The following is a 12251-nucleotide window of genomic DNA, read 5'->3' as shown; positions in this document are numbered from 1 at the left end:
CGATCTTGAGGAGGCCGCCGACGCTGGGAGCCGACTATCGCAGATTTGTCGCTTCTCTCGGCCGGGGCGCGTGGCCGACGCTAGGCAAGCCGCGCCCCTCGGGCTGTGATAATAAGGTCGCCACGCATCGGTCATGCGAGCATCCGGGGTCGCAAGTCTCAGGTTCCGATTCTGCGGTTGGCTCGGTTTTAGATGGGGGACAGCGAGATGAAGACGCTTTCGCTTCTGTGCCTGGCCCTGCTTGCGGCTCCCGTCCTGGCAAGCTGCCAGAGTTCGCAGTCGCGGCAGGCGCAACTGGCCACGATCTGCGCCGATCCGGTCAATCGCGCGCCAAAGTCCTTCTATTACTCCGAGTGCCAGACGCTCTACCCGTCATCGGATCAGGCCCTGCAGAAGGATTATCTTCTCGGCGCCCCCACGGGCGACTAGCGCGGCCCCCCGAAGCGAACGGCATGATGCATGATGCATCCGGCACGGGCGAGCGCGGCCGGCGCGCCGCCCCGCGCCGGCTTTTCACGTCGCAACGCGCTCCCGAACAGGCCTGCCGGCACAATTCGACAGGAACAAAAAAAGAACTTGCGCATGAGAACAAACAGTGACCATAGTTGCTGATCGGCGCGATTGAGATGTCCTCGCGCCCCTGCCATAAGGAGCGCACGTCGTGAATCAGGCGAATCTCAAGCTCGTGGAAGGCTCTTCGATGGACAAGGCCAAGGCGCTCGACGCGGCGCTCTCGCAGATCGAACGGGCGTTCGGCAAGGGCTCGATCATGCGCCTGGGCAAGAACCAGCAGGCAATCGAGATCGAGACCATTTCAACCGGCTCGCTGGGTCTAGACATCGCGCTCGGCGTCGGCGGCCTGCCCAAGGGCCGCGTCATCGAAATCTACGGGCCGGAATCCTCCGGCAAGACCACACTCGCTTTGCACACCATCGCCGAAGCCCAGAAGAAGGGCGGCGTCTGTGCCTTCGTCGATGCCGAGCACGCGCTCGACCCGGTCTATGCCCGCAAGCTCGGCGTCAATCTCGACGATCTCCTGATCTCGCAGCCGGACACCGGCGAGCAGGCGCTCGAGATCACCGACACGCTCGTCCGCTCCGGCGCCATCGACGTGCTCGTGGTCGACTCGGTCGCCGCGCTGACGCCGCGCGCCGAGATCGAGGGCGAGATGGGCGACGTCCAGCCCGGCCTCCAGGCCCGCCTGATGAGCCAGGCGCTGCGCAAGCTGACGGCGTCGATCTCGCGCTCGAACTGCATGGTCATCTTCATCAACCAGATCCGCATGAAGATCGGCGTGATGTACGGCTCGCCGGAGACCACCACCGGCGGCAACGCCCTGAAGTTCTACGCCTCGGTCCGCCTCGACATCCGCCGCGTCTCGACCCTGAAGGAGCGCGACGAGGCGACCGGAAACCAGGTCCGCGTCAAGGTCGTCAAGAACAAGGTCGCACCGCCCTTCAAGCAGGTCGAGTTCGACATCATGTTCGGCGAGGGCATCTCGAAGGTCGGCGAGCTGATCGATCTCGGCGTCAAGGCCGGCATGGTCGAGAAATCGGGCTCCTGGTTCTCCTTCGACAGCCAGCGCCTCGGTCAGGGCCGCGAGAACGCCAAGTCCTTCCTCAAGGCCAACCCGGACGTGGCCGGCAGGATCGAAGCCACCATCCGGCAGAATTCCGGCCTCGTCGCCGATCGCATCCTCGATCAGGCCGATCCGACCTCCGAGGATCTCGACGAGGGCGAGGCCTGAGCGGGCCCCTGCTCCGGCGCATTCGGCGCGACGATACGAGACGGGCGGCGCGAGCCGTCCGTTTCTTTTTGACTCCACCCCCTTGTCGGGGGCATTGCCGGAGTTGGCGTTTCTGGACAGTAGCGGCGGTGCTGACTAGAACCTCTCACCCTTTCCGGCTGCGCCGGCCCCTTGCCAGAGAACCAGAGCCAAGATTGCGATGAGCGGCGTCAACGAGATCCGGTCGACCTTCCTCGACTACTTCAAGGGCCAGGGCCACGAGGTCGTGCCGTCGAGCCCGCTCGTGCCGCGCAACGACCCGACGCTGATGTTCGCCAATTCCGGCATGGTGCAGTTCAAGAACGTCTTCACCGGCCAGGAGAAGCGTCCCTATGTCCGCGCCACCACGGCGCAGAAATGCGTGCGCGCCGGTGGCAAGCACAACGATCTCGACAATGTCGGCTACACCGCCCGCCATCACACCTTCTTCGAGATGCTGGGGAACTTCTCCTTCGGCGACTATTTCAAGGAACAGGCGATCAACCACGCCTGGACCCTGGTCACGCGCGAATTCGGCCTGCCCAAGGAGAAGCTGACGGTCACCGTCTACTCCGAGGACGACGAGGCGCACGGGCTCTGGAAGAAGATCGCGGGCCTGCCGGACTCCCGGATCATCCGGATTTCGACCTCCGACAATTTCTGGCGCATGGGCGACACCGGCCCCTGCGGCCCCTGTTCCGAGATCTTCTACGACCATGGCGATCATATTCCCGGCGGCCCTCCGGGCTCGCCCGACGAGGATGGCGACCGCTTCATCGAGATCTGGAACCTCGTCTTCATGCAGTACGAGGAGGCTGCCGGCGGCATCAGGACCAACCTGCCGCGACCCTCGATCGACACCGGCATGGGGCTGGAGCGCATCGCCGCCGTGCTCCAGGGCACGCATGACAATTACGCGATCGACCTCTTCGCCGCCCTGATCCGGGCCGTCGCCGATCTGACCAACGTCCCCTCCGACGGGCCGATGGCGGCGAGCCACCGCGTCATCGCCGACCATCTGCGCTGCTCGGCCTTCCTGATCGCCGACGGCGTGCTGCCTTCGAACGAAGGTCGCGGCTATGTGCTGCGCCGGATCATGCGCCGCGGCATGCGCCATGCGCAGCTGCTCGGTGCCAAGGAGCCGCTGCTGCACAAGCTGGTCCCGGTGCTGACCCGCGAAATGGGACGCGCCTATCCCGAGCTGGTCCGCGCCGAGGCGCTGATCACCGAGACGCTGAAGCTCGAGGAGAGCCGTTTCCGCACCACTCTGGCGCGCGGCCTCTCGATCCTCGACCAGGAATCGCAGGGCCTCGGCTCCGGTGACAAGCTGCGCGGCGACGTCGCCTTCACTCTCTACGACACCTATGGCTTCCCGCTCGACCTGACGCAGGACGCGCTGCGCGCCCGCGGCGTCGGCGTCGATGTCGAGGGCTTCGACGCCGCCATGCAGCAGCAGAAGGCCAAGGCCCGCGCCGCCTGGGCCGGCACCGGCGAGGCCGCGACCGAAAAGCTCTGGTTCCCGCTGCGCGAGCGCATCGGCGCCACCGAATTCCTCGGCTACGACACCGAGAGCGCCGAAGGCGTGGTCACGGCCCTGGTCCGCGACAATGCCGAGGTGGAGGTGCTGAAGGCTGGTGAGAGCGGCCTCGTCGTCCTGAACCAGACCCCGTTCTACGGCGAATCAGGCGGTCAGGTCGGCGATACCGGCACGATCTCCGGCCCTGGCTTCAGCGCCGAGGTCTCCGACGTCCAGAAGAAGCTGGGAGAGGTCTTCGCCCATGCGGTCAAGGTCACCTCGGGCGAGATCGGGCTCGGAGCCCCCGCCGAGCTGACCGTCGACCATGCCCGCCGCACCGCGATCCGCGCCAACCATTCGGCGACGCATCTGCTGCACGAGGCGCTACGTCTCGTGCTCGGCGACCACGTCGCCCAGAAGGGCTCGCTGGTCTCGGCCGACCGGCTGCGCTTCGACTTCTCGCACCCCAAGCCGATCTCCGAGGAGGAGCTGGCCCGGGTCGAGGAGCTCGCCAACGCCATCGTCCTGCGCAACGAGCCGGTGACGACGCGGCTGATGAGCGTCGACGAGGCGATCGCCTCGGGCGCCCGCGCGCTCTTCGGCGAGAAATATGGCGACGAGGTCCGCGTCGTCTCGATGGGCACCAATGAAGACGGCAAGGCCTATTCGGTCGAGCTTTGCGGCGGCACCCATGCCGCCCGCACCGGCGATATCGGCCTGGTCAGTGTCACCGGCGAAGGCGCGGTCGCGGCCGGCGTCCGCCGGCTCGAGGCGATGACCGGCACCGGCGCCCGCCGCCAGCTCAACGCCGATTCCCGCCGCCTGCGCGATCTCGCCGGCCTGCTGAAAGTGCCGGCGGGCGAGGCGGAAGCGCGGCTCGCCGCCCTGATCGAGGAGCGCCGCAAGCTCGAGCGCGAACTCACCGAGGCCCGCAAGAAGCTCGCCATGGGTGGCGGCGGCGAGGCCCAGGATCCGGCCCGCGAGGTCGCTGGTACCAAGCTGCTCGCCCGCGCCGTCACCGGCGTCGAGATGAAGGACCTGAAGAGCCTGGTCGACGAAGCCAAGACCCGGCTCGGCTCCGGCGTCGTCGCGATCGTCGGCGTCGCCGAGGACGGCAAGGCCGGCGTCGTGGTCGGCGTCACGCCCGACCTGACCGAACGCTTCGACGCGGTCGCGCTCGTCCGCTCCGCTTCGGAAGCGCTGGGCGGCAAGGGCGGCGGCGGCCGCCGCGACATGGCCCAGGCCGGCGGCCCGGACGGGGCCCAGGCGCAGGCGGCGCTCGAAGCCGTCGCCGCCGCGATGGGCTGAGGCCGTCATGGCGCCCACCCCGCAGCCCGGCATGAGCTGGCGGCGGTGGGCGCATCTGATCATCGACCGCGGGGCCGGCGACGATCTGTCGGTCCGGCTGGTGCATGGCGGGCTCGTCCTGCTGATCATCGTCAATGTCGCGGCGCTGGTGCTCGAGTCGGTGCCGAGCCTGGCGGCGGCCCATGGCAGGCTGTTCTTTGCGATCGAGCTCGTCTCGGTCGTGATCTTCACCCTCGAATACGGCCTGCGGCTGTGGACGGCGCCCGAGCACGCTCGCTATCGCGGCCTCAGCGACAATGCGGCCCGGCGCGCCTATGCGCTCTCGGCCCCGGCCATCGTCGATTTCCTGGCGACCGTGCCGCTCTACACCGCGCTTCTCGGCTATAACGACCTCAAGATCCTGCTGCTGTTCAGGCTGCTGCGCTTCTTCAAGCTCGGCCGCTACTCGCCGGGCATGACCTCCCTCGCCGCCGCCCTGACCGCCGAGCGCAAGGCGCTGTTCGCCTGCCTCGTCATCCTGATCGGCGTCATGCTGCTGGCGGCGACCGCGATGCATTTCGCCGAGCACGACGTCCAGCCGGAGAAATTCGCCACCATCCCCGACGCGATGTGGTGGGCGATTATCACCCTGACCACCGTCGGTTATGGCGACGTCTTTCCGACGAGCCCGCTCGGCAAGGTCGTCGCCTCCATCACGGCGATCATGGGGCTCGTCATGCTCGCCTTGCCTGTCGGTATCATCGCCACCGCCTTCGCCCTGGAGATCCATCGCCGCGAATTCGTGGTGACCTGGAGCATGATCGCCAGGGTGCCGCTGTTCAGCGGCCTCAATGCCGCCGAGATCGCCGAGATCATGCGGGTCCTGCGGGCGCAGAGCGTGCGCGGCGGCGCCGTCATCCTGCGGCCCGAGGAACCGGCGCAGGCGCTCTATTTCGTCGCCAGCGGCGAAGTCGAGATCATGCGCGAGGAGGCGAGCGAGACCTTGGAGGAAGGCTGCCATTTCGGCGAATTGCCGCTGGATACCAAAGCCGCGCGCGGCGGGCTCGCCGCGCGCGCCAAGGTGCCGAGCAAGCTCCTGGTGCTCGACCCCATCGATTTCCGGGCGCTGACCAGCCGCTATCCGGACCTCGCCGCGCATCTGCACCGCCTCGCGCCATGATTCTGCACCGCCGACACATGCTGCTGGCCCTGGCCGGGCTCGCCGGGCCCGCTTTCGCCCAGCCTCCGAAGCCGGGCCGCCCGGTTCAGGGGCCGGCCTTGTCGGCTCCGCGCTCGCTGATGGCGGGCGCGATGGCGAGCACCTTCGTCAGCCGCGCCCCCGCCGGTGCCCGCCTCGCCATTGCGCGGCCGGGCGACCCGCCGGAATCGGCCATCGTCGCCGCCCCGCTCGGCTCCGCCTCGGTGCTGGCCCTGCCCGCCCCCGGCGAAGTCGGCAGTTTCGAAGTGCGCTTGCTCGCCGAGACGGAGGGCAAGCCGGTAGTCCTGCTGCGCCAGACGCTGACCACGACGGCTCCCGAGGCGACGCTCGCCGCGCCCCGCCGCGTCGGGCGCTCGCAAGCCCTTCCCGTTCGCGGCATCGGCCCCAATGGCGACCGCGACCGGGTCGTGCTGGTGAAGCCCGGCGAGCCGGCAGAAGCCGAGGGACCGAGCTTCTACCCGGCAGAGAATGTCGAGGACACGCTCGAGGCGCCGGCGGAGCCGGGGGTCTACGAGCTGCGCTATGTCATGAACGCCCCGCTCAGCGGGCCACGCGTGCTCGCCCGGCAGGAGATCACCGTCGAGTGACGCCGCAGCCGGTGTTTTTCCCGCATGATGCCGGGAACCTTGATTTGCCACATTGCGTTGCTAGATATGATGCGTCGACCAGAAGAGTTCGGCTGGCTCCAGTCCTCGAAATCGAGAGACGAGCCCTTTCGCCGCGGCAAACTCCGAAGTTTGATCGCTGCCTCGTGCAGCGAGCCGCTCTTTCTGCGCTCGGCCTTTCCGCCCTGACTAACGCCCGGCCCAGCCGGGCGCCGATATGGATTCCAATGAAAAAACACACTGAACTCAACACCAAGAACAACCGGCCCCAGCACAACGCCACGATCGCCATGACGCCGCGGAGGGCTGCCCCCGACTGGAAGCCGCAACCCTGTGGCCTGAGCCGGGAAGAGCTCCGCAAGATCGTCGAGGAAATCCTCGGCTAACAGGAGGCAACGGTGACCGATCGTCGCCCAAGAATCCCCATGACCCGCCCTGCCCTCATGACCCGCCCTGCCCTCATGACCCGCCCTGCCCTACGGACGCAGCGCGGCAATCTCGGCCCGGCCGCCCTGCGCCAGGCTTATGAGCGCTATCTCGCGCTGGCGCAGGCTGCGGCGCTGGCAGGCGACCGCATCGAAGCGGAACGCCACTACCAGCAGGCCGAGCACTACCTGCGCTCGCTCGCCGAGGACCGCGCCGCCTGAGCGGTACCGCTCATGTGTCGTGGTCGGGATGCTGCTGCGAGCGAAATTTCGGCAGACCCGGCGCGAGATCATCCTCGGTGCGCGAGCCTTCCAGCCGGCAGAATTCGTCGAACCAGGGCGGCCTGCCCTCGACGCCATAGGCCTGGCTCGGCTGGAACGCGGCGGCATCGTCGAGGCTTCCGGCCGAGACCGAGAGCGAGCCGAGGCTCGGATAGCTGAAAGTGAGCGGCGTGCCGCAATCGCGGCAGAAGCCGCGTTCAGCGACCTCCGATGAGTTGAAGATCGCCGGCCGGCCGCGCGTCCACTCGACCTCGCCGATCCGCGAGCTGGCGAAGGCGCCGAAATAGCTGCCTGCCGCCTTCTGGCACATCCGACAGAAACAGACCGAAACCTCGCGCGGCGGCGCCTTCAGGCGGTAGCGCACCGCACCGCACTGGCAGCCGCCGGTCAGGGTCGTCGACGTCGCTGACATGGCTTGTCCTCCCTCGCGGAAGGCAAGAATGCATGCCGCAGGGACAGGCCGCGTCAGCAGGGCATCGGCCGCCGATCCCCATCGCACAAACGAAAGAAGCCCGGCCAGACGGCCGGGCTTCCGTGTTTCGGTCGAGGCTGAACCGCTTAGGCGGCCATCGCCTTGCGCAGGTTCTCGCTGACCTTGTCGAGGAAGCCGGTGGTCGAGAGGAACTTCTGGTCGGGGCCGACCAGCAAAGCGAGGTCCTTGGTCATGTCGCCGGCTTCCACCGTGTCGACCGTGACCTTCTCGAGCAGGGTCGCGAACTTAGCCAGCTCGGCATTGTTGTCGAGCTTGGCGCGGTGGGCGAGACCACGCGACCAGGCGAAGATCGAGGCGATCGAGTTGGTCGAGGTCTCCTTGCCCTTCTGGTGCTCGCGATAATGGCGGGTCACCGTGCCGTGGGCGGCCTCGGCCTCGACGGTCTTGCCGTCCGGCGTCATCAGCACCGAGGTCATCAGGCCGAGCGAGCCGAAGCCCTGCGCCACCGTGTCGGACTGCACGTCGCCATCGTAGTTCTTGCAGGCCCAGACATAGCCGCCCGACCACTTCATCGCCGAAGCGACCATGTCGTCGATCAGGCGGTGCTCATAGGTGATGCCGAGCTTGTCGAACTCCGCCTTGAACTCGGCCTCGTAGATCTCCTGGAAGATGTCTTTGAAGCGCCCGTCATAGGTCTTGAGGATGGTGTTCTTGGTCGAGAGATAGACCGGGTACTTGCGCATCAGGCCGTAGTTCAGCGAGGCGCGGGCGAAGTCGCGGATCGACTCGTCGAGATTGTACATCGCCATGGCGACGCCGGCGTCCGGGGCCTTGAAGACCTCCTTCTCGATGACGTTGCCGTCCTCGCCGACGAACTTGATCGAGAGCGTGCCCTTGCCGGGGAACTTGAAATCGGTGGCGCGGTACTGGTCGCCATAGGCATGGCGGCCGATGACGATCGGCTGGGTCCAGCCCGGCACCAGGCGCGGCACGTTCTTGCAGATGATCGGCTCGCGGAAGATCACGCCGCCAAGGATGTTGCGGATCGTGCCGTTCGGCGACTTCCACATCTGCTTGAGGTTGAACTCCTTCACGCGCGCCTCGTCCGGCGTGATCGTGGCGCACTTCACCGCGACGCCATGCTTCTTGGTGGCGTTGGCGGCGTCGATGGTGACCTGATCGTCGGTCTTGTCGCGGTTCTCGACCGAGAGGTCGTAATAGTCGAGTTCGAGATCGAGATAGGGGAAGATCAGCGTGTCCTTGATCTTCTGCCAGATGATGCGGGTCATCTCGTCGCCGTCCATGTCGACGACCGGGTTGGCGACCTTGATCTTGCTCATGTGATTACGACCCCTGCTTCTGGCCAGTCTGGAACGGTCCCGAACTGCGGCTCGAGGGCCGCAGCAGGCTCGCGCGCTTCCTAGCGGGTTAAAGCCGCAGGGGGAAGCCGGCCTTTTGGGGCAGAGCTGCAGGCCCGTCCGCGGAGCGCGATACGGGTCGCTCTCAAGCCGGGCCGAGCCATCTTATGTTGCACTGCCGCATTGTGAGCACGATCGGCCGGCACAAGGGCTCGCTTCGTCAACCGCGCCACGACCCGATGCCTTGACCAGCGGAATCTCCATCGCCTTTGTCCGGACCGGCCTGCTTTGCGCCCCCCTTTGCCTGCTCGCGCCCATGATTGCGGCTGCCAAGCCGGTCGATGACGGCGCCAGGGTCGCGATTACCTATGAGCTCGCCGACCTGCCGAGCACGCCCTTCTGGCAAGGACAGGAGGATGAGTCCGGTTCCATCCTGGCGATCCCAACCCTGATCGCGCCCACGCTCGACAAGAACGGCGCCTATCGCGAGCGGGCGCGACGGTCCGGGCTCGCCCGACCCGAGCTCGAAACCGCGACGATCCGGAGGGGCCTCAGCACGGTTGCGCCCGGCCTTCCTGCCGCGACCGAACGAGCCGTCGGCTTCAGGATCGGCCCGCAGCTTCTCTCACTGGAGACCACGATCGTCAGCGGGAGCGGATCCTGGCAGAGCACGGATACGCGCCTCGACTGGTCGCTGGCGCGGCGCTCCACCACCTCCGGCGACGGGCTGCGCTGGCGCCTGTCCACCGGCGGCGATTTCGGCATGGCCGGCAGCGGCAGCCACAACGCCAATGCGATGCTGGGATATCGCCACTCCCTGTTCGACAAGGTCACGCTGATCTCCGAGGTCGCGCTCGCCAGCAGCTACGCCTTCGCCAGCCAGGCCATGCCCGAGGCACGGCTGACCCCGCAGCTCCAGATCGTCACCGATCTCGGCCTCGCTCCCGATACGCCGTGGAAGACGACGCTGGATGTGAAGATGAACCGCGAATTGCCGCTCTCGGGCGGCGAAGTCAAAGGCGGCGCCTCGGCAATGTTGCGCTTCGAGCTAGGCCCGCGCTAGCCCGCCCCGCGCAGCGCGGCAGACCAAAGGCGCAGATCGAGCACGCAAAGGCAGAGGAGCCGACCGCTTCCCCCGCAGCAGCGCTCCCGGCTAGATTACGCCTTTAATCGATTAGCCCATGGCCGACGCGCCCAAGGGTAGCCAGCCTATGAAGAGCAGCCAGCCCATGACCGACACCCAGAAATTCGCTCTCGTCACCGGCGGCACGCGCGGCATCGGCGCCGGCGCCGCGCTCGCCCTCGCCGAGGCCGGCTACCGGGTCCTCGCCACCGGCCTCACCGATGAGGAGGTCGCCGCCACGCCTGCCCATGCCGCGATCCGCCATGCCAGGCTCGACGTCACCAAGGACGATCAGGTCGCCGCCATCGTCGCCGGCTGCGAGCGGATCGACGCGCTGGTTAATTGTGCCGGCATGATCCAGCGCGGCGGCAAGGAGTTCGAGATCGAGGCCTTCCGCCTGACCGTCGAGGTCAATCTCACCGGCACCATGCGGATGAGCGTCGCGGCCAGGGAAAAGCTCGCGGCGGCCAAGGGCGCCATCGTCAACACCGCCTCGATGCTGACCTTCCACGGCTCTCCTTTCGCCCCGGGCTATGCCGCCTCGAAGGGCGGCGTCGGCCAGCTCACCAAATCGCTCGCCGCCGCCTGGGCGACGGACGGCATCCGGGTCAATGCGGTCGCGCCTGGCTGGATCGCCACAGAGCTGACACGACCGCTGGTCGAGGATGCCGCGCGCTCCGCCCCGATCCTGGCGCGCACGCCGATGAACCGCTGGGGCGAGCCCTCCGATGTCGGCGGCGCTATCGTCTTCCTGCTCTCGGACGCCGCGCGCTTCGTCACCGGCACCGTCCTGCCCGTGGACGGAGGCTATCTCGCGGTCTGAACGCGAACCCGCCGAACGCCGAACAGGGCAACGAACCCCCGCTCGATCAAGGACATGGCCCGCTTTCCGGATTCAGTCTAGGAAGGGCCTGAATCGAAAACTCAAAGGTAGAGACGAGCCATGGACAAGGTCAGCCCGATTCCGGTCGCCGCCACGAACGCCGAGCGCTGGACCCCCTACCGCCATCCGCAGCCCAAGGAATCGCCGCCGGAGCTGGTGATCCCCAACGTCATCCCCGAGGATGAGCGCGTCTGGGTCCCGGTCGACGACAATGTCTGGTTCCGTCCGCTCTGCCTCTCGGCGACGCGCGGCTACTGGATGAACCTGCTCAAGGTCCGGCGCGCCGGCGTGCTCTCGCGTCATCGCCATCCCCAGCCGGTGCATGGCTATGTGCTCAAGGGCAAGTGGCGCTATCTCGAGCATGACTGGGTCGCGACCGAGGGGGGCTATGTCTATGAGGCCCCCGGCGAGACCCACACCCTGGTGGTCGATCCCGATGTCGAGGAGATGATCACCATGTTCCAGGTCAATGGCGCGATGATCTATGTCGACCCCGACGGCAAGTGCCTCGGCTATGACGACGTCTTCACCCGCATCGACAAATGCCGGGCGCATTATGCGGCGAACGGACTCGGCGCCGATTACGTCGACCAGTTCATCCGCTGAAGAACTGAAGGGCCGTCACGCACGGCCCACAGCCAGCGCTGCGCCGACATGGGGAGCAGAGGCTGCTCCGGATCGTCATGCTCGCTCCCGTGGCGAGCATCTCCGTCTTGAAAACACAGCCTTCGCCAGCAGGAGACGTGGGGTGGTCGGGACAAGCCCGACCATGGCGGAGACCGGGCTAAGGCATCAACGCCCGAGCTTCGCCAACTCCACCGCGGCGCGCAGCTCGATATGGGCCAGAACCTCGTCGAGGCGCGGATCGTCGGTATTTTCCCGACGCGTCGACAGCATCGCCTTGAGACGCTCCAGCTCGACGAGCTGAACCCGGCCGGAAAGCAGCGCCGCCTTCAGCCGGTCGAGCCCGTCGAGCAGGTCATGGCCGCGCCGTGCCTGGCGGCGGCGGCGCTCCTGGCCGCCCTCCTCCTCCTGGACCAGCAGCAGACCGTCGAGCGGGCCGGCATGGCTTATCGTCGTGGACTGCGTGCTCGCGGCCGCCTCGCGCCCTGGCAGGCTGAAGCTCGTGCCGCCCGCGGCTCTGCCGCGGCTGGTCGCGCCGGTCGAGGTGATGGCTGCGCGCTGGTCGATACGGATCATGGCGCTCTCGGCGACGGTTCGAAATGGCGGCTCTTCGGCCTCGCTCGCCCCTGCCTCCTTCTTGCCGGCGGCATGGTTAACGAGCGGTAAACGACTCGGCAGGAATTGCCGCGCCCGGCAGGTTTGAACAGGCCCCTGCCCTGCCGACGATCAGG

The 12251-nt window shown here is 67.2% G+C and carries 13 protein-coding genes; 10 read left to right on the top strand and 3 right to left on the bottom strand.

What is annotated here, in order from left to right; all coding sequences use genetic code 11:
* The first annotated feature begins 207 nt into the window (after window positions 1-207).
* The 7 genes from ACWGRX_RS13350 (at window position 208) to ACWGRX_RS13320 (ending at window position 7039) form a co-directional block, all read left to right on the top strand.
* Complete coding sequence (locus ACWGRX_RS13350) at window positions 208-429, top strand: hypothetical protein (protein WP_452117908.1); 222 nt, start codon at window positions 208-210, stop codon at window positions 427-429.
* A 232-nt stretch (window positions 430-661) separates the two neighbouring features.
* Entirely contained in the window at window positions 662-1747 is a 1086-nt protein-coding gene (gene recA, locus ACWGRX_RS13345) for a recombinase RecA (protein WP_291646774.1), read from the top strand.
* Window positions 1748-1946: 199 nt separating this feature from the next.
* A complete protein-coding gene (gene alaS / locus ACWGRX_RS13340) occupies window positions 1947-4589 on the top strand; it encodes an alanine--tRNA ligase (protein ID WP_452117907.1) in 2643 nt (880 codons plus the stop codon).
* 7 nt (window positions 4590-4596) lie between these two features.
* Window positions 4597-5748, top strand: coding sequence for a cyclic nucleotide-gated ion channel (locus ACWGRX_RS13335; protein ID WP_452117906.1), 1152 nt, complete (start codon window positions 4597-4599; stop codon window positions 5746-5748).
* A 17-nt stretch (window positions 5749-5765) separates the two neighbouring features.
* Window positions 5766-6374 carry a hypothetical protein gene (locus ACWGRX_RS13330; protein WP_452117905.1) on the top strand — a complete coding sequence of 203 codons (609 nt, stop codon included), beginning with the start codon at window positions 5766-5768 and terminating at the stop codon, window positions 6372-6374.
* On the top strand, window positions 6371-6778 hold the full coding sequence (locus tag ACWGRX_RS13325; RefSeq protein WP_452117904.1) for a hypothetical protein: 408 nt from the start codon (window positions 6371-6373) through the stop codon (window positions 6776-6778). The genes ACWGRX_RS13330 and ACWGRX_RS13325 overlap by 4 nt, the downstream gene beginning before the upstream one ends.
* 39 nt (window positions 6779-6817) lie before the next feature.
* Window positions 6818-7039, top strand: a complete 222-nt coding sequence (locus ACWGRX_RS13320) for a DUF4167 domain-containing protein (protein WP_452117903.1) — start codon at window positions 6818-6820, stop codon at window positions 7037-7039.
* Between the two features lie 10 nt (window positions 7040-7049).
* Here ACWGRX_RS13320 and ACWGRX_RS13315 read toward each other — a convergent pair whose 3' ends face one another.
* Together ACWGRX_RS13315 and ACWGRX_RS13310 are read right to left on the bottom strand one after the other, a co-directional pair.
* Window positions 7050-7511: a GFA family protein gene (locus ACWGRX_RS13315; RefSeq protein WP_452117902.1), complete on the bottom strand. Its 462-nt coding sequence runs from the start codon at window positions 7509-7511 to the stop codon at window positions 7050-7052.
* Window positions 7512-7657: 146 nt separating this feature from the next.
* Window positions 7658-8872 (bottom strand): NADP-dependent isocitrate dehydrogenase, encoded by a 1215-nt coding sequence (locus ACWGRX_RS13310; protein ID WP_291634354.1) that lies wholly within the window; start codon window positions 8870-8872, stop codon window positions 7658-7660.
* A gap of 334 nt (window positions 8873-9206) precedes the next feature.
* Between ACWGRX_RS13310 and ACWGRX_RS13305 the strand changes: the two genes are divergently transcribed.
* The 3 genes from ACWGRX_RS13305 (at window position 9207) to ACWGRX_RS13295 (ending at window position 11502) form a co-directional block, all read left to right on the top strand.
* On the top strand, window positions 9207-9953 hold the full coding sequence (locus ACWGRX_RS13305; RefSeq protein WP_452117901.1) for a hypothetical protein: 747 nt from the start codon (window positions 9207-9209) through the stop codon (window positions 9951-9953).
* Window positions 9954-10119: 166 nt separating this feature from the next.
* Window positions 10120-10836: an SDR family NAD(P)-dependent oxidoreductase gene (locus ACWGRX_RS13300; RefSeq protein WP_452117900.1), complete on the top strand. Its 717-nt coding sequence runs from the start codon at window positions 10120-10122 to the stop codon at window positions 10834-10836.
* Between the two features lie 120 nt (window positions 10837-10956).
* Window positions 10957-11502, top strand: a complete 546-nt coding sequence (locus ACWGRX_RS13295) for a 2,4'-dihydroxyacetophenone dioxygenase family protein (RefSeq protein ID WP_452117899.1) — start codon at window positions 10957-10959, stop codon at window positions 11500-11502.
* Window positions 11503-11688: 186 nt separating this feature from the next.
* On the opposite strand, the gene ACWGRX_RS13290 is transcribed toward ACWGRX_RS13295, so the two are convergent.
* Window positions 11689-12096: a flagellar assembly protein FliX gene (locus ACWGRX_RS13290; protein ID WP_452117898.1), complete on the bottom strand. Its 408-nt coding sequence runs from the start codon at window positions 12094-12096 to the stop codon at window positions 11689-11691.
* Window positions 12097-12251: the final 155 nt, after the last annotated feature.

The sequence above is a fragment of the Allobosea sp. NPDC055594 genome (assembly GCF_053618995.1).
The sequence above is the reverse complement of the archived record's forward strand: the minus strand, read 5'-3'. Positions and strand labels throughout refer to the sequence as shown.